This is a genomic window from Aeromonas simiae (genome assembly GCF_014892695.1).
GTDB lineage: Bacteria > Pseudomonadota > Gammaproteobacteria > Enterobacterales > Aeromonadaceae > Aeromonas > Aeromonas simiae.
Window position 1 is genome coordinate 1206139 of the sequence record NZ_CP040449.1, and the last position, 16123, is coordinate 1222261.

Below are 16123 nucleotides of genomic sequence, written 5' to 3' on the forward strand. Positions count from 1 at the left end.
GACCGCCGAAAGGCGGTTTTTTTATATTTATCCTAAAGCGAAGCAGGTTGCTGCCGATAACTTAATCAGACGGCGCTTTGGCAGTCATGAAAAAAGAGTACTAAAGGATAGCCAGATCAAGCCGATATAAAGTACGTAGCAAGACAATAAAAAAATAAAAACATTTCGCTTTAACTTTCAATCGTTTAGGAGAATTATCATGGCGATGTTTATTAACACTAACGTCTCTTCGTTGAATGCCCAGCGTAACTTGATGAATTCCACTAAGTCGCTGGATACCTCTTATACCCGCCTTGCATCCGGTCTTCGCATCAACAGTGCAAAAGATGATGCTGCTGGTTTGCAGATTGCTAACCGTTTGACTTCCCAGATCAACGGCTTGGATCAGGGCAACCGCAACGCCAACGACGGTATCTCCCTGGCGCAGACCGCCGAGGGGGCGATGGATGAAGTGACCAGCATGCTGCAACGCATGCGTACCCTGGCTCAGCAATCTGCCAACGGCTCCAACTCTGATAAAGATCGTGTGGCTCTCCAGAAAGAGGTCGATCAACTGGGCGCTGAGATCAACCGTATCTCCACCGCAACTACCTTCGCGGGAACCAAGCTGCTTGATGGGTCTTTCAAGGGATCGTTCCAAGTGGGCGCTGATGCTAACCAGACCATAGGTTTCAGTCTTACCCAAGCCGATGGTTTTAGTATCTCTGGTATCGCTGCAGCTGGCACCACAGTGGATGTAAAAGTGGGAGCTAACGGGAGTCTCACATCCACCAATGATATCTCTGATATCTTCACCAGCGGTGGCGCTGGTGGTATCAGCATCAGTACCCAGGCTGGGGCTCAAAAGGTACTGGCGGCGGCTGATGCCATGCTGGAAGTGGTTGACGGCAAGCGTGCCGAGCTGGGTGCGGTGCAAAACCGTCTGGATTCCACCATCCGCAACCAAGCCAATATCTCGGAAAACGTCTCTGCTGCTCGCTCCCGTATCCGCGACGCTGACTTTGCGATCGAAACCGCGAACATGACCAAGCAGAACATTCTGCAACAGGCGGCGTCCAGTATCCTGGCCCAAGCTAACCAGCGTCCGCAGTCTGCTCTCTCTCTGTTGCAGAACTAAGCATCCTGAGTGTGAGAAAAAGAACAGGGCGGTTGTTCAGGCCGCCCTAGTAAACAAGATGGAACAGTGGGGTGTTCGGAATTACGCCTTGTTCTATCGAAAGAGAAGTGTTCTTAATTGATATACCCCTCGAGTGTTGCGCAGATCGTTCACTCTGTCACCCCCCGAGGTTGTTCTCCTGAGCGTAAGCTCTTCTTTGGCCGACATTGTCGGCCTTTTTTATTGGTGCCGAAAAACCGGCGACCCATAATTTCAAGCATAACTCGTGCCAAGTAGCTCTTTGTCATTAAATGATGCGCACAAGAGTAACAGCAAGGAGATGGGAGGGCATTGATGGCAAACCCTCTTGTCGTCTCCTGATTGGGCGGAGAATGCTTGCCTCTTTGTTGGTGAAGGCGGCAATAAATTTCCTAAAGTTTCCGACAGACGGGCCGTTACAAAGTGTGAAGCAAATTGAGGGGTGTTCGGAAATCCAACATTTGCGCAACTGCGGGTTCTATGTCCGTTCAAACAGAGAACCCGCCAGATGGTACAGACCGTTCAATCTGTCCATCTGAACGGTGGGATCCTGGCGAAATAGCATCAGCAGGGCCCGCAGTTTCTTGTTCATCAGGAGAAATCTTTTATGGCCATGTTTATCAATACCAACACTTCATCACTGAACGCCCAGCGTAACTTGATGAATACCAGCAAAGCGATGGATACCTCTTACACCCGTCTGGCGTCGGGCTTGCGCATTAACAGCGCCAAGGATGATGCTGCCGGCCTGCAGATCTCCAATCGTCTGACCTCCCAGATCAACGGCCTGGATCAGGGTAACCGCAACGCCAACGATGGTATCTCCTTGGCACAGACTGCAGAAGGCGCCATGGATGAAGTCACCAGCATGCTGCAGCGCATGCGTACCCTGGCACAGCAGTCTGCTAATGGCTCCAACTCTGATAAAGATCGTGTGGCTCTCCAGAAAGAGGTCGATCAACTGGGCGCCGAGATCAACCGTATTTCCAAAGATACTACTTTTGCCGGTACCAAGCTTCTGGATGGCAATTATAAAGGTAGTTTCCAAGTGGGTGCGGATGCTAACCAGACCATAGGTTTCAGCCTTACCCAAGCCGATGGTTTTAGTATCTCTGGTATCGCAGCAGCTGGCACCACAGTGGATGTAAAAGTGGGGGCTAATGGGAGTCTCACATCCACCAATGATATCTCTGATATCTTCACCAGCGGTGGCGCTGGTGGTATCAGCATCAGTACCCAGGCTGGGGCTCAAAAGGTACTGGCGGCGGCTGATGCCATGCTGGAAGTGGTTGACGGCAAGCGAGCTGAGCTGGGTGCGGTGCAAAACCGCTTGGACTCCACCATCCGCAACCAGGCCAATATCTCGGAGAACGTCAATGCCGCGCGTTCACGTATCCGTGATGCAGACTTCGCGACCGAAACCGCGAACATGACCAAGCAGAACATCCTGCAACAGGCGGCATCCAGTATCCTGGCCCAAGCCAACCAGCGTCCGCAGTCTGCACTGCAGTTGCTGGGTTAAGCTGGTTAAACCATTAACATTGATATGAAGGAGCAGCAGATGGCCACTGAATTAATAGCCATGCCTTCTGTTACTTCGACGCTAACTCAACATGGCGGCCTTCAGGCCGCCATGCCTGTTTCTCCCTCTGTTTCGGGTGGAGATGATGTGGGCGAGCAGCAAGGCGTTGAGTCGACAGCTCAGGCATCGCAGGTGCCACCGGCACACATCAGGGCCGCAGAGCCGCGTATAGATAAGGCTGATATAGAAAAACAGGCCCAAAAATTGCTAGAAAGATTGGACAACTTGAGCAAGGTGAAAGAATGGACGATCAACTTCAGCCTGATTCCTGACGTCGATCAGCCAGTGATCAAGGTGATAGATGCAAAGACCAAAGAGGTGATCCGTCAGATCCCGAGTGAAGAGATGCTCTTGATTAGCAAGAGGTTACAGTCTATGGAACAGTCGGGAAATACGATATCCAACCTCTCTGGGCTGCTGTTTGATGGTCAGGTGTGACGCTACAAATTTTAGGTGTTTAGACAGGAGGACGTGATGGCTATTACCTCTGCTGGTGCGGGATCGGGCATCGATCTTGAGAGCGTGATTTCGGCGAGTGTGTCAGCGAAAAAAGCTCAGCTGCAGCAGCCGATCATTACCAAGCAAAACAGCACCCAAATCACCTTGTCTGGCATCGGTCAGCTCAAGTCCTCCATCTCTGCCTTTACCGATATCCTCGACAAACTGAGTGCGCCTGGTGCGTTCAACAAACGCGCCATCAATATCACTCAGAGCAAAGACGATCCCGTGTTGAAGGTGGAGAGCAAGTCTGGCGCCTCCAATGGGCAATACAACATTACCGTCAATAAGTTGGCGGAAACGAGTCGTCAGGAAGGGATCTTCGATAGCTCTACCACCTCCTTGGTGACGCAAGATGGGCAACTGACGTTTCAGGCCGGCGACAAGACCTTCACCGTCGATGTGAAGGCGGGCGATACCCTGCAAGATATTCGCAAGAGCATCAACAGCAACGGTGACAACTTCGGCCTCAGTGCCAACATCGTTAATACGGCGGATGGTAAGGCCAAACTGGTGATCGATTCTGGCATCTCGGGAGATGGCAAGGATCTGACCATCACAGGTAATACGGCCGAGCTCGCCATTTTTGAGGCCGGTGGTGGTGTCATGAGCCAGACTCGGGCGGCCAGCAGCGCCGAGATCAATGTGGATGGCAACGTTCTTACGAGCGACACCAACACCTTTGACGACTCCATTCAGGATCTCAAGGTTACCGTGCTGCGAGTGTCGGACAAGGACAGTGCGGGCGATCTCAAGGCCAACAAGGTGGACATCACTACTGACAAAACCTCTATTCAGGATCTGGTGCAGCAGTTTGTAGATGGCTACAACGCCCTGCAGGACAAGATGAATGGCTTGGGTAAACGCAGCAGCTTCGTGGGCGGGGTCAAGCAGGATGATGGCGGAGCCTTGGCGGGGGATTCCACTACCCGAGCCATCAGCTCGTTCATGAGCAATCTATTAGTTACCCCTTCCGAAAACAGCAGCACCTACTCCACCATCTTCGAAATCGGCATCAAGATGGACAGCAAGGGCAAGCTGTCGCTAGACAAGACCAAGTTTGGTGAGGCGGTCGACAAGAACTTCGATCAGGTGGTGGCCCTCTTTGGCGAGGAGAACGGATTGGCGGCTACCCTGAATTCCGGCTTGAAAGAGTACACCAAGAGTGGCGGCATGCTGGCACAGCGGGAAGATGTCCTGAATTCGGATTTACGTGCGCTGACCCAGAAAACGGCGACAACCAATGCCCAACTGGCGAAATATGAGGCGGCATTACGTGCTCAATACGGCAGTCTGGATGCCTTACTGGTCAAGATGAACAGCTCCGCCTCGGCACTGGCGACCTTGCAGACGAATTATCAAAACTCTTGATAGGTCGAGAGAGTTAAAATATGTACAAACGCAATATCAAAGCATATACGGCGGGGAATCTGGCGGCTGATCTGGCCACGGCAGATCCCCATCGCGTTATCCAGTTGATGATGCAAGGGTGCCTGGAGCGCTTGGCTCAGGCCAAGGGGGCCATAGAGCGCAACGACATGGAAGCCAAATCCATCGCTGTCTCCAAGGCCCAGGGGTTGTTGCACGGTTTGCAGGATGCGTTGGACATGAGCCAAGGGCGTATGGCCGAAGACCTTTACGGACTCTATGCCTATATGGATGAGCGTGTCTGGGATGCCAGTCTGAACCGTGATGTCGCACCTCTGGATGAAGTCATCGCACTGATGCTGACCATCAAGTCCGGTTGGGATCAACTGCCGGAGTCAGAAAAGCAACAAGGATTCCAGATGAGACAACAGTTGGGCGAGCTGTGAACACGACCCTTGCCGCCCTCGAAGAGGCCCTGAACGAGAATGCTTGCCTGGTGGAGGCGTTGTTGCAACAGCAGCAATACGACGAGGCGTTGCAGCGCATGGATGATCGGCTGGCGTTGATAGCGCGTCTGATGCAACTGGCGGGTCAGGAACCCGCTCAGCGCTCGGCCGCAGTGGCGCTGGCCGGCAGATTAGCCATTCAGGAAGAGAGCATGCAGGCCTTGGCTGCTAGCCATCATCAGGCCATTTTCGAACGCTTGTCTCAGGTCGACAGAGCCAACAAGGCCGGGCAAGCCTATCGTGTGAACAGCAAGGAGTTCTGATGCCTAGCGATATTGATGCGGCCCTGATAAATGCGGAACAGGAAGCCCAGCGGCTTCGGCAGCAGGCGGAGCAGGAGGCGGCCATGGCGGTGGCCTTACCGCTGCGATTTGAACAAAATATGGCGGCGTTTCGTCAATATATTCCCCACATCGCCGACATGTATGAAACCTACCAACCCACCCGCCCATTTCGGTTTTTCTGCAATGAGAATGGTCAGCCCAATCTGGCTTGGCTCGACGATGATGTCGCGGTCTATGGTAAGGAACCTTACCTCATCTGTGAGACTCTGGTCACTGAGTTCATGGAGCGAGGGGGCTTATCCAAGTTCTCCTTTGGCAAGGAGGCTAACCCGCTTGGGTTCATGCACGTCGAGTACCTCAACAAGCTCAATGCCTATCTTGACGACATCTCAGCGAAGGAAATGCTGCTTACGCATGTGCCCAACGAGGTGCCGACGGCCCTGGTCTTCGGTGTCGGTTTGGGATATCACCTCGGTTATCTCTATGAAAAGTGCAAGGTTGGCACCCTCTTCTTGTTTGAGCCAGATCTTGACCTATTCTACGCATCCCTGTTCTGCTTCGATTGGGCTCCTTTGCTGACTTATTTGCATCAGGAAAATCTGGGACTGCATATTCTATTGGGGCAAGATGAAGAGACTATTGTAAGAGATTTCTCGCTTGCTATTCATCGCAGAGGCGCTTTTCTTATTACCAATGCTTTTGTGATGTGGGGATATCAGAACGATAAAATAAAAGAGCTAATGAAAAAGGTTCAGCAGGAATATCACCTGCTTGCCATGGGGTGGGGGTTTTTTGATGATAATCTTATCGCACTATCTCATACAATTAATAATATTGAGCGAGCAGTTCCGTTCTTGTTGAAGGGAAAAAAAATTCCTCATCATTTATCTCGCGTGCCTATCTTTATTATTGCCAACGGCCCCTCATTAGATCAGTCTATAGAGGTGATTAAAAAAAACAAAGATAAAGCGCTTGTTATTTCTTGCGGCAGTGCGATCTCCGCACTACATAAAATAGGTATTAGGCCTGATATTCATGTGACAGTGGAACGTACCAAAATAGTGTACGATTTCTTATCTAGTTTAAATGATTCCGATTATCTGAAAGGTACTTTATTATTAACCACAGATGTGACGCATCCTGATTGTTCTGCATTGTTTGGTCAGTCTATATTTACATTCAAGCGTAATGAGCCTGGTGCTGCGTTGTTAAAATCTTATTTTCCAGAGATACAACATTATGCTGAAGTTGGTGGAGTAAATCCACTCGTGGGTAATATTGGTGTCAGCGCGCCTGTGCATTTGGGTTTTAAAAATATCTACTTGTTTGGACTAGATAATGGTTACAAGGATAAAGGGCATCACCATTCTAGATTCAGTGCATACTATAATAATAAGACGAATGCCCAGATTCTTGGAGAGTTGATGTATGGTGATAATCAATGGCAGCGTAAGGGAAACTTCGGTGGTATGGTTATTAGTAACGCTATGTTTGACACTTCACGTCGCGTGATTGAACAAATATTGGCCACCCATGATGATGTTCGATGCTTTAATTGTAGCGATGGTGTAAAAATCGAAAAAGCGATGCCATTACCAAGTGTCGAAATAAGCCTGTCCGCGCCAATAGATAAGTCTTCTGTTATTAAGGAGATCCTTGCGCTCTGTGCACCGATTAGCTTATCAAAACAAGACGTTGAGCCTTTACTAGATATTGAGTTCTTCAATACATTCATTGATAAAATGATCAGTGAATGGCAGCATGACTTTACATCTAGAAATGAGATCAACCAACTCATGCTGCGTAATTTTGGCTATCTTGAGCAGATTTTCGCTACGCGTCAGCGCCACATTGCGCGTACGATGATTGGCTCTATGAATTATGTATTTACCCTGCTGAGCTCCATTCTCTATTCTTTTGAGGGTGAAGAGAAAACATTAGTGCTGATGCAGCCAGCTATTGACCTCTGGCTTGATTTTTTGGAAAAGACAAAGGAGATGTATCCACAAGCACTTGATAGTGTGGATATGATAGATAATGAAGTAATGAAATTATTCAGAACATGACAATGAAATGCCGACATCGTGTCGGCATTTCATAATTACTCTTGTGGTTTTGTTTTTCCTAGCAAAACTACATCTGACCACCCTGATGGTGTTAAGACGTGTTCTTTTCTTTTCCCCTCAACAATAAACCCATTATTTATGAAGGCGTTGATTGATGCTAAATTTTCGGCATATGCACCGGCGGTTAATTTATGAAGATTCAGAGTATTAAAACAATAATCAGCAACAATTCCAATGGCCGTCGTCGCAATTCCTTTCCCCCAGGAATTTTTATCACCAATAATAATGCCTATCTCTGCTCTGTGATGGTGTTTATCTATTTCTGATACTTTTATATTTCCAATATGTATTCCTGTGTCATTATCGATGATAGCTAGCATCAATTCTGACTTGTTCTTTTCATAAAAATAATCTAAAAGTGATTGTATGTTCCATTCAGTAAATCGAGACTCAAGATACTGATTTGTTTCTTTATCATTCAACCAGTTGCAATATTGAGGGGTGATGTCTGAATTTGTTAAAGTTCTTATTGTAATGATAAGGTTGCTCTTGGTTTTTCCCTGTAGAAGAACATCCCCTACGTTCATATTAATATCCTTTTGTTGATGGTTGTAAACGTAATATTATCTGAGCCAGTTACACATCAATAAAATCTCGTTTTGGATAAGCACTTTAGATTCAATTAAAATATATTCAGCACTCAACAGGATGAGAATTAATTGTTAGTTTAAATAGAATAAAATTTACCATAGTCAACGTCTTGTATGCCACTGGCCGAGGGGGCCACCCCATAACAGCATGCGCCATAATGCTCGGCCAGTTGGGCCAGTTGGGCCAGTCGCCAGCCGTTGGCGCAACCTATCTCCAGGATCCTGGTTGGTTTGCAGCCCAGATACGCTAGCGCCTTGAAGATGGGATCGCGCTCCAGCGTCTTGCCGAGGATGGCGCTCTTGTTGCGCTCGTACCACTCGTTCCCTTCTTGGGACATGAAGACGTTCTTTTGATCCATGCTGAACTCCTCGACCGTTTAGGAAACCAATGACCAAGCCAGCGGCGTGCCGGCCTGAATATCCTGGCTGGCATGGCGACCCAGCAGGGAGGGAAGGTGAACCGGGGGCAAGCCATCGGCAGGGCGGATGGAGCGGACATTACGGGACGTGAAGGCATCCCCGGCTTTCATGTCCTTACAGACGAAGAGAGAGCGAGCGAAGCGCCGGTTGCGCATCGTCTTGTCGTTGAGGTGATAGCTGACCTCCCCCAGGGCCGCCTCGACTTGCCGTACTCCCTCTACCATGTGCGCAAACTCATCCGGTGTCATGGAGAAGGAGGCATCCGGTCCACCCAGGGCTCGGTCCAAAATGAAGTGCTTCTCTATCACGCTAGCCCCCAGGGCGGTGGCGGCCATGGCCACCGCTTCCCCCAGGGTATGATCCGACAAGCCCACCTCGACCCCAAAAGTCTGCTTCATATTGGGAATAGTGAGCAGGTTAGCCTCCTCCACCGGGGCAGGGTAGGAGGAGGTGCACTTGAGTAATGTGATGTCGTGATTGCCCACGCGGTGGCAGGCTTGCACGGCGGCATCGATGTCAGCCAGGGTCGCGATGCCGGTTGAGATGATCATCGGCTTGCCCTTGCTGGCGGTGTACTCGATCAAGGGGATATCGGTAATTTCAAACGAGGCGATCTTGTAGAGAGGGACGTCGAGTGTCTCCAGAAAATCGACGGCACTGGGGTCGAAGGGGGTGGAGAAGAAGATGAGGCCTTCCCTGTGCGCTTCCGCCTGGATGGTGGCATGCCACTCCCAGGGGGTATAGGCCTCCTGGTAGAGCTTGTAGAGCGTGGTGCCATCCCAGATGGTGCCCTGATTGATCTGGAAATGTTCATTGTCGCAATCGAGGGTGATGGTGTCGGCTGTATAGGTCTGGATTTTGATGGCATCGGCGCCGCACGCCTTAGCCGCGCGTACCGTCGCCAGCGCCGTTTCCAGGGAGTGGCCATGATTGGCCGATAGTTCGGCGATGATGAAGCATCGATTCGGATGAATGGCTTGAGTCATGGATGTCTCCACTCCTGTTCGGTGATCCCCATGAGCACGAGATCGACATAGTTTGTTGTATGGGGGCGATAGACCGCCTCCCGCCAGACTCCTTCATGGCGAAAGCCGGCACGTAGATAGGCCTGGATGGCTCTTTCATTGTCGGCAGCGACCTCCAGCTTGAGCGTGTGCAATCGGGCGACCTCGAAGGCGAGGTGGTTGACGGTGGCCAGCAGGCGAGCGCCCAGCCCCTTGTCGGGGCGTGAGGGATTGCGATAGATCCCGAGCCAGGCCAGACGATTTTGCCAGTCCAGTCGGTGCAAGGCGATCACCCCCAGGATCCCTTGGGCGTCGAGGCAGAGGTAGTTCAGGTTGCGGGTGTCCTGATGCTGGCGTGCCATGAAGGCGCGATGCGTCTCCAGACTGATGTCACCTCCCGTATTCATCCAGCGTGCGATCTCGGGGTGGGTTCGCATCTGCCAGACCGCCACGACCTGCTGTTCGTCCAGCATGGCGAAGGGGAGTAGGCTCACCCCGGCGAGCTCGAAGACGTGCTGCAGATCTAGGCCTGGTTGAGCCATGAGAGGGCCTCCAGAGTACCGTTTCCTGTCATGAGTCGCTGCAACCCTTGTGCCCGTCTGGAACGCTCCTCCGGTGCCGCCAGTGTCGCCAGCCCTTGTTCCAGCCGGGATATCAGGGCCGCATCGTGCCACCATCCACCGGAGATAAAGGTGTCTGGACCGCACCAGCCCGCCAGCTGGCGGGCCTGGTTGTCGGCAACGCCGATGAGTATGCCCGGCAGACCGCAGCGAGCCAGTTCATAGGTCACCTGCCCGGCGGCGCTAATGGCTAGATCGCAGCGGCACATGAGATCCACCATCAGCCCGGCATCGAGCTTGTGATGTTGCCGGCATTCCGACAGGCGCGAGTCGGGTTCCCGGTTGACGACGTTCAACTCTGCGTCCGGATGGTGCCGGCGCAGCCAGGTGACCAGGTCAGGTAGCAGGTCGTGGATGTCGGTGCCGCCCATGATGAGCAGGATGCGCTCGATACGGGCAGAGACCCGGGTTCGGGTGGGCACGGACCAGAACGGGGAGCGCAGGGGTTGCCAGCTGGGCCCCCACCGCCAGGTGGCGATGCCGGACTGGTTGCCTGGTGTGCCTGGGCTGGCGTGAATGACCAATCCCTTCGGGTACTCCAGCCGATCGGTGTCATCGAGATAGAGCACCCGCAGGAAACCGGCAGAGATGCTCTCAAGCGTGGTCAGGCTGGCCGAGTAGGAGTCGACGATGGCGACTGCCTGTTGCGGGGAGATAGGCTGCTGCTGCCAGTTGTCCCAACTGACGGACTCCTCCCCGAGCAGGGTGCTGGCAAGCTCGTCACCATCGACCACCCAGTGGACGGTACCGCCCTGCTGTCGCCAGGCCGCGGCATAGGCGCTGCAACGACTGAGGTGACCGAGGCCCCGGGCCAGGTCCCCCTCGCTGAAGATCCAGAGCGGCGGCACTTAGCGCACCTTGAACACCGGCTGGATAGGCTCGCCATCCAGGGCCTGATGAATGGCCTGCTCGGCATCCAGGCGGATAAGCGCTGGCAACACCTCGGCATAGACGGCCAGCAGGGTTTGCACGTCTTCGGCGCTGTGAGCCAGGTTCAGGTTGTGGCTGCCGAGGCTGAGGATACCCCGCTTGCACAGCTCCTGGATGAAATAGCTCTTCAGCAGCCAGCTGGAATGATTGGGGGAGTCGCCGATGAGCAGGAAGCTCCAGCTCGGATGTCCGGCGCTTTGCAGCCAGCTCGGGGCGTTTATTTGCTCCAGCAGTGCGTTGAGTCCATCCAGCAGTTGCTGGCCCCGCTCGGCCAGCCGTGCGGGCACGTCGAGCCGGCGCATCTTACCGATCACGGCGCTCGCCGCCGCCAGGGCGATGGCATCGCCGCCGAAGGTGCCGGAGAAGAAGATATCCTCCATGCGGCGCATGTACTGGCGGCGACCCACCACGGCGGAGATGGGGAAGCCGTTGGCCATGCCCTTGCCGAAGGCGGCCAGATCCGGGGTGACGCCAAACAGGGTCTGGGCGCCGCCGAGGTGGAAGCGAAAGCCGGTGATGGTCTCGTCAAAGATCAGCAGGGCACCGTGCTCGTCGCACAGTTGGCGCAGGCCGGGCAGAAAGTCCGGGGCGGGCCAGGCGACGTTCATGGGCTCCAGAATCACGGCGGCAAACTCGCCGGGATGGGCTTCCAGCTGAGTCTTGAGAGAGGACAGATCGTTGTAGTCGAAGCGATGGGTAAGCTCGCGCACGCACTCGGGCACCCCTAGGTGGCGGGTGGTGGAGCCGATGTACCAGTCCTGCCAGCCGTGATAGCCGCAGACGGCGACCCGCTCCCGGCCGGTGACGGCGCGGGAGAGGCGAATGCAGGCGGAGGTGGCATCGGTGCCGTTCTTGCCAAAGCGCACCATCTCGGCGCAGGGGATGAGCTCGATGAGCTGCTCCGCCACCTCGGTCTCCAGGCGGTGGGGCAGGGAGAAGATGGAGCCCAGGCTGAGCTGCTCCAGCACGGCCTGATCCACCTCCGGATCGCAATAGCCGAGGCTGATGGCAAGCAGGCCGCTGGCAAAGTCGAGATACTCATTGCCATCCACATCCCACACCCTGGCGCCCTGGCCGCGCTCGATAAAGAGCGGCGCCGCGCCATGGGGAAAGCAGAGGCGGCTCTTGGAGAAGGTCTGAGACCCTAAAGGAATGCTCTGCTCGGCCCGGGCGGAGAGGGTCAGTGAATGCTGATAGCGTGAGGTCATGAGTGGTTCTCCTTGGCCAGCGAGCTTGCCAGCCCCTCATTGCGTTGATGTTGGGTGTTCAGGGTCGCCAACTGTGGCTCCCGCGCCAGCAGGGCGAGAATGTCATCGGTGGCAAAGGTCGGGTTGGACGGGTAGAGGCGCTGATAGATTTGCTCGATCAGGGCGAAGTCGGCGGGCTCGTCCACCGTCCAGCGCAGATGAGCCAGGCTCGGCTGACGCGCCAGCTTGCCTATCTTGAACTGCGCCTCGTGCTGGCGGATGTAGTAGGTCACATGCTCACGCTGAGTCGGGGTGTGGGCGCGCTCGACGAGCTGCTCAAGGGTGGCGGCATTTAAGATCTCGGCGTCCAGTCCATCCGGGTAGCTGGGGTCCCAGCAGTTGCTGCTGTAGTCGTAGCCGCCGGCCAGATGCAGCGCGATCAGCTCGTCGATAAGGGCGGAATCTGCGAGCGGACAATCCCCGGTAAGGCGCACGATCTGGCTGGGGTTAAAGGGCTGGGCGGCGAGATGAAAACGCAGTAGCACGTCGTCCAGTGGGCCGCGAAAACAGGGGACATCCAGCTTCGCACAAAGGGTGGCGATGGCGTCATCCTCGTGCTGATCGCTGGTGGCAACTACCAGCTGATCCAGCCGGGTGGAACGCTGGAGCCGCTCTATCTGGCGGGCGAGCATGGGCTCGCCGAGCAGGGGTTTGAGCACCTTGCCCGGCAGTCGGCTGGAGCTGACTCGGGCCTGGAGTATGCCGAGGATCATGATGTTCTCCACAAGGCAGGGTTGATGAGAGCGGGCTCGTCGCAGGCGAGGGTGCCCAGCTCGTCGCTCTGGCTGGGTTGCAGATAGGCGCAGGCCGAGGCGATGGCGGCCAGCTCATGGGCATGACAGACCCCGACCACGAAGCGGCTCACCTGGGGCAGGGCCGGGATCAGGGCAAGCGCCTTGTGCAGGGCACTCAGGTGGGGACGCCAGCCATCCAGTCGCGAGAGCGGTTCGCTGAAGGCGTCAAAATAAGCGGGCCTAAGGGCCGGCTGCATCAATAACAGGCCTTGTAGGAACAGAGAGCGCACGTGGATTTCACACCCCAGCGTTTGCAGTCGGTCGAGCCAACCCGAGCGCAGAAAGCGCTGATCGAGCAGGTTGGCGGGGAGCTGCACCAGCTCCAGTGGATAACCCTGCTTGAGCCAACGCGTCAGCTCCTCGGGGGCGTAGACGGAGACGCCCACCTTACCCACCACACCTTGGCGCTGCAACTCTGCTAGCTGCTCGAACAGGGCCGGGCTGGCATCTTGGCTGCGGTGCAGCAGCAGGCCATCTAGCCTGGGGCGAGCCAGCCGTTGCAGGCTGCCGGCCACCGAGGTGACGACCTCGGTGGCCTGGATACCCGGCGTCAGCTTGCTTACTAGCTGAAAATCGGCGGTATGACGGCGGCCGAGCCGAGTCTCGGCCCTGCCATAGGCTTGGGCCGTGTCCAGGGTATCCACGCCCAGCTTGCGGGCCAGGGCCAGGATGGCATCGAGTTCGTCATCCGGCACTTCGCCTGCTCGATTGCTGATGCCGTAATCGAGCCCGAACTGGACTGTGCCGAGGGCTAGGCGCATAGCACCGACTCCAGCGCCCGCACCACCTGATCCTGCTCCGCCAGGGAGAGGGTGGGGTACAGGGGGAGGCTGATGGCTTGCCGGTAATAGGCCTGGGCGCCGGGGTAGGCGGCGGGATCATGACCCAGCCCGCGATAGTAGGGCTGGGCCGGGATCGGCATGTAATGGACGTTCACCCCTATGCCCGCCTCCCTCAGTTGGGCAAACACCCGATCCCGGTCGGCGACCTGAACCACATAGAGGTGGTAGCCACTGCGCCTGTCATCCATTTGGCGCAGGGGCTGCGCCGGTAGCCGGGTTAGCAGTTCGTCGTAGCGAGCGGCAAGCTGTTGGCGCTGCTCAATAAACTGCGGCAGGCGGCGAAGCTGGCTTGCGCCCAGCGCAGCTTGAATGTCGGTCAACCGGTAGTTAAAACCCAGCACCTGCTGCTCGTAATACCAGCCTCCCGGCGCATCAACGTTCAGTTGCGCGGGCTCCCGGGTGATGCCATGGCTGCGATAAAGCCGAAGCCGTGCCGCCAACGCAGCGCTGCGGGTGGTGACGGCGCCCCCTTCCCCTGTGGTGATGGGTTTCACGGGATGGAAGCTAAAGACGGTCATGTCGCTGTGGGCACAGCTGCCGATGGGTTGCCCCTGATAGCTGGCCCCCAGGGCATGGCAGGCATCCTCGATGAGGTGCACGCCATATTGCCGGCACAGGGCGCCTATCTCGGCGAGATCGCAAGGCTGGCCCGCAAGGTGCACAGCGACCAGGGCCTTCGGCTGGCGGGGGCTGCCTTGCACCCGTTGCAGCTTCTCGCGCAGCGCCGCCACGCAGAGGTTGCCGGTTTCGGGCTCCACGTCGATGAAATCCACTTGGGCGCCGCAGTAGCGGGCACAGTTGGCGGAGGCGACGAAGCTGATGGCAGAGACCCATACCCAATCATCCGCCTCCAGATCCAGCGCGGCGCAGGCAAGGTGCAGGGCGGTGGTGCCATTGCTGCAAGCGATCACGTGGGGGACTTGGCAATAGTCGGCCAGTCCCTGCTCGAAGGCGGGCACCTTCTCGCCTTGGGTCAGGTAGTCCGACTTCAGGACGGCGACCACGGCCTCGATATCTTCATCTGTGATGGATTGGCGTCCATAGGGGATCATTCGGCGAGCACCTGCTGATTCATGACTTTCAATTCCTCTATCGACAGGAAATGGCGATTGTTGAGGGAATTGTATTCGAAGCCGTGTTCGACCTGGGTGGCCTTATCCCCCAAGGCGTTGACGGCGAAGTCATTGTTGCGGCTCGTGAAGGTGATGCTGGGGGCGATGACGTAATAGTTGTCAAATTCATAGGTGTGATAGGAGTCGTCGGCCGGGCACATCACCTCGTGCAGCTTCTCGCCTGGGCGAATGCCGACGATCCGGTGTGGCAGATGGGGGGCCATCGAGCGAGCGAGATCAGTGATCCGCACCGAAGGCAGTTTGGGCACGAAGATCTCGCCACCGCTCATGCGGGCGAAGTTGTGCAGTACGAAGTCCACCCCCTGCTGCAATGTGATCCAGAAGCGGGTCATCTCCTCGTGGGTGATAGGCAGGGAGTCGGCCCCTTCATTGATCAGCTTCTGGAAGAAGGGGACGACCGAGCCGCGTGAGCCCACTACGTTGCCGTAGCGCACCACGGAGAAGATGGTGGGGTGCTTGCCGGCCATATTATTGGCAGCCACGAACAGCTTGTCGGAGCAGAGCTTGGTGGCGCCATAGAGGTTGACCGGATTGGCTGCCTTATCGGTGGAGAGGGCGATCACCTTCTCGACCCCGTTGTTGAGCGCCGCCTTGATGACGTTTTCCGCCCCATGAATGTTGGTCTTGATACACTCCATGGGGTTGTATTCGGCGGCCGGCACCTGCTTGAGGGCGGCGGCATGCACCACGAAGTCCACGTCGTGCATGGCCATGTCAAGGCGCTCGGCGTCGCGCACATCGCCGATGAAATAACGCATACAGGGGGCGTTGAACACCTGCTGCATCTCGTACTGCTTCAGTTCATCGCGGGAGTAGATGATGAGTTTTCTGGGCTGGTAGCGAGCCAGAATGGTCTTGACCAGCATCTTTCCAAACGAGCCGGTACCACCGGTGATAAGCAGGGTTTTATCGTTCAACATGGGCGAAGTCTCCGGATTGCGTCTCCCAACTTTAGCAAGTTCTGTTCCATATCAAGCTAGCCCGCGTCACACGGCCGTGAGCGGGCTGATGCCGATGGTGGCCTCACCACTTAGGGAGCGAGAA

At 55.4% G+C, this 16123-nt stretch carries 17 protein-coding genes; 7 read left to right on the forward strand and 10 right to left on the reverse strand.

The window, feature by feature from the left end:
• Nucleotides 1–199: 199 nt before the first annotated feature.
• The 7 genes from FE240_RS05700 (at nt 200) to FE240_RS05730 (ending at nt 7439) form a co-directional block, all read left to right on the forward strand.
• Nucleotides 200–1117 (forward strand): flagellin N-terminal helical domain-containing protein, encoded by a 918-nt coding sequence (locus FE240_RS05700; protein ID WP_193003728.1) that lies wholly within the window; start codon nt 200–202, stop codon nt 1115–1117.
• A gap of 625 nt (nt 1118–1742) precedes the next feature.
• On the forward strand, nt 1743–2657 hold the full coding sequence (locus FE240_RS05705; protein WP_193003729.1) for a flagellin N-terminal helical domain-containing protein: 915 nt from the start codon (nt 1743–1745) through the stop codon (nt 2655–2657).
• 39 nt (nt 2658–2696) lie between these two features.
• The gene (locus tag FE240_RS05710) at nt 2697–3155 is read left to right on the forward strand and encodes a flagellar protein FlaG (protein WP_226799016.1); all 459 of its coding nucleotides are present in this window, start codon (nt 2697–2699) and stop codon (nt 3153–3155) included.
• A gap of 36 nt (nt 3156–3191) precedes the next feature.
• Nucleotides 3192–4586: a flagellar filament capping protein FliD gene (gene fliD / locus FE240_RS05715; protein WP_404800056.1), complete on the forward strand. Its 1395-nt coding sequence runs from the start codon at nt 3192–3194 to the stop codon at nt 4584–4586.
• A gap of 20 nt (nt 4587–4606) precedes the next feature.
• The gene (gene fliS / locus FE240_RS05720) at nt 4607–5029 is read left to right on the forward strand and encodes a flagellar export chaperone FliS (RefSeq protein ID WP_193003731.1); all 423 of its coding nucleotides are present in this window, start codon (nt 4607–4609) and stop codon (nt 5027–5029) included.
• The gene (locus FE240_RS05725) at nt 5026–5352 is read left to right on the forward strand and encodes a hypothetical protein (RefSeq protein ID WP_226799018.1); all 327 of its coding nucleotides are present in this window, start codon (nt 5026–5028) and stop codon (nt 5350–5352) included. The genes fliS and FE240_RS05725 overlap by 4 nt, the downstream gene beginning before the upstream one ends.
• A complete protein-coding gene (locus tag FE240_RS05730) occupies nt 5352–7439 on the forward strand; it encodes a motility associated factor glycosyltransferase family protein (protein ID WP_193003732.1) in 2088 nt (695 codons plus the stop codon). Before FE240_RS05725 ends, FE240_RS05730 begins: the two co-directional genes overlap by 1 nt.
• Nucleotides 7440–7474: 35 nt before the next feature.
• Here FE240_RS05730 and FE240_RS05735 read toward each other — a convergent pair whose 3' ends face one another.
• From FE240_RS05735 to pseB, 10 genes are all read right to left on the reverse strand, one after another.
• The gene (locus FE240_RS05735; protein WP_193003733.1) at nt 7475–8026 is read right to left on the reverse strand and encodes a GNAT family N-acetyltransferase; all 552 of its coding nucleotides are present in this window, start codon (nt 8024–8026) and stop codon (nt 7475–7477) included.
• A 140-nt stretch (nt 8027–8166) separates the two neighbouring features.
• Entirely contained in the window at nt 8167–8448 is a 282-nt protein-coding gene (locus FE240_RS05740; protein WP_226799020.1) for a hypothetical protein, read from the reverse strand.
• An 18-nt stretch (nt 8449–8466) separates the two neighbouring features.
• Complete coding sequence (gene pseI / locus FE240_RS05745) at nt 8467–9495, reverse strand: pseudaminic acid synthase (protein ID WP_193003734.1); 1029 nt, start codon at nt 9493–9495, stop codon at nt 8467–8469.
• Nucleotides 9492–10055: a UDP-4-amino-4,6-dideoxy-N-acetyl-beta-L-altrosamine N-acetyltransferase gene (gene pseH, locus FE240_RS05750; protein ID WP_193003735.1), complete on the reverse strand. Its 564-nt coding sequence runs from the start codon at nt 10053–10055 to the stop codon at nt 9492–9494. Before pseH ends, pseI begins: the two co-directional genes overlap by 4 nt.
• A complete protein-coding gene (locus tag FE240_RS05755) occupies nt 10037–10981 on the reverse strand; it encodes a hypothetical protein (protein ID WP_193003736.1) in 945 nt (314 codons plus the stop codon). The genes pseH and FE240_RS05755 overlap by 19 nt, the downstream gene beginning before the upstream one ends.
• Nucleotides 10982–12271, reverse strand: a complete 1290-nt coding sequence (locus tag FE240_RS05760; protein WP_193003737.1) for an aminotransferase class III-fold pyridoxal phosphate-dependent enzyme — start codon at nt 12269–12271, stop codon at nt 10982–10984. It lies immediately after the preceding gene.
• Nucleotides 12268–13023, reverse strand: coding sequence for a cytidylyltransferase domain-containing protein (locus FE240_RS05765; RefSeq protein ID WP_193003738.1), 756 nt, complete (start codon nt 13021–13023; stop codon nt 12268–12270). Before FE240_RS05765 ends, FE240_RS05760 begins: the two co-directional genes overlap by 4 nt.
• Nucleotides 13020–13865 carry an aldo/keto reductase gene (locus FE240_RS05770; protein ID WP_193003739.1) on the reverse strand — a complete coding sequence of 282 codons (846 nt, stop codon included), beginning with the start codon at nt 13863–13865 and terminating at the stop codon, nt 13020–13022. Before FE240_RS05770 ends, FE240_RS05765 begins: the two co-directional genes overlap by 4 nt.
• On the reverse strand, nt 13856–14998 hold the full coding sequence (gene pseC / locus FE240_RS05775) for a UDP-4-amino-4,6-dideoxy-N-acetyl-beta-L-altrosamine transaminase (protein WP_193003740.1): 1143 nt from the start codon (nt 14996–14998) through the stop codon (nt 13856–13858). Before pseC ends, FE240_RS05770 begins: the two co-directional genes overlap by 10 nt.
• Complete coding sequence (gene pseB, locus FE240_RS05780) at nt 14995–15999, reverse strand: UDP-N-acetylglucosamine 4,6-dehydratase (inverting) (protein WP_193003741.1); 1005 nt, start codon at nt 15997–15999, stop codon at nt 14995–14997. The genes pseC and pseB overlap by 4 nt, the downstream gene beginning before the upstream one ends.
• Nucleotides 16000–16123: the final 124 nt, after the last annotated feature.

Excerpts from the sequence above, each read along its gene's own strand:
- FE240_RS05700 (WP_193003728.1), top strand. The coding sequence starts at position 200 with ATGGCGATGTTTATTAACACTAACGTCTCTTCGTTGAATGCCCAGCGT.
- FE240_RS05705 (WP_193003729.1), top strand. The coding sequence starts at position 1,743 with ATGGCCATGTTTATCAATACCAACACTTCATCACTGAACGCCCAGCGT.
- FE240_RS05710 (WP_226799016.1), top strand. The coding sequence starts at position 2,697 with ATGGCCACTGAATTAATAGCCATGCCTTCTGTTACTTCGACGCTAACT.
- fliD (WP_404800056.1), top strand. The coding sequence starts at position 3,192 with ATGGCTATTACCTCTGCTGGTGCGGGATCGGGCATCGATCTTGAGAGC.
- fliS (WP_193003731.1), top strand. The coding sequence starts at position 4,607 with ATGTACAAACGCAATATCAAAGCATATACGGCGGGGAATCTGGCGGCT.
- FE240_RS05730 (WP_193003732.1), top strand. The coding sequence starts at position 5,352 with ATGCCTAGCGATATTGATGCGGCCCTGATAAATGCGGAACAGGAAGCC.
- FE240_RS05735 (WP_193003733.1), bottom strand. The coding sequence starts at position 8,026 with ATGAACGTAGGGGATGTTCTTCTACAGGGAAAAACCAAGAGCAACCTT.
- FE240_RS05740 (WP_226799020.1), bottom strand. The coding sequence starts at position 8,448 with ATGGATCAAAAGAACGTCTTCATGTCCCAAGAAGGGAACGAGTGGTAC.
- pseI (WP_193003734.1), bottom strand. The coding sequence starts at position 9,495 with ATGACTCAAGCCATTCATCCGAATCGATGCTTCATCATCGCCGAACTA.
- pseH (WP_193003735.1), bottom strand. The coding sequence starts at position 10,055 with ATGGCTCAACCAGGCCTAGATCTGCAGCACGTCTTCGAGCTCGCCGGG.
- FE240_RS05760 (WP_193003737.1), bottom strand. The coding sequence starts at position 12,271 with ATGACCTCACGCTATCAGCATTCACTGACCCTCTCCGCCCGGGCCGAG.
- FE240_RS05765 (WP_193003738.1), bottom strand. The coding sequence starts at position 13,023 with ATGATCCTCGGCATACTCCAGGCCCGAGTCAGCTCCAGCCGACTGCCG.
- FE240_RS05770 (WP_193003739.1), bottom strand. The coding sequence starts at position 13,865 with ATGCGCCTAGCCCTCGGCACAGTCCAGTTCGGGCTCGATTACGGCATC.
- pseC (WP_193003740.1), bottom strand. The coding sequence starts at position 14,998 with ATGATCCCCTATGGACGCCAATCCATCACAGATGAAGATATCGAGGCC.
- pseB (WP_193003741.1), bottom strand. The coding sequence starts at position 15,999 with ATGTTGAACGATAAAACCCTGCTTATCACCGGTGGTACCGGCTCGTTT.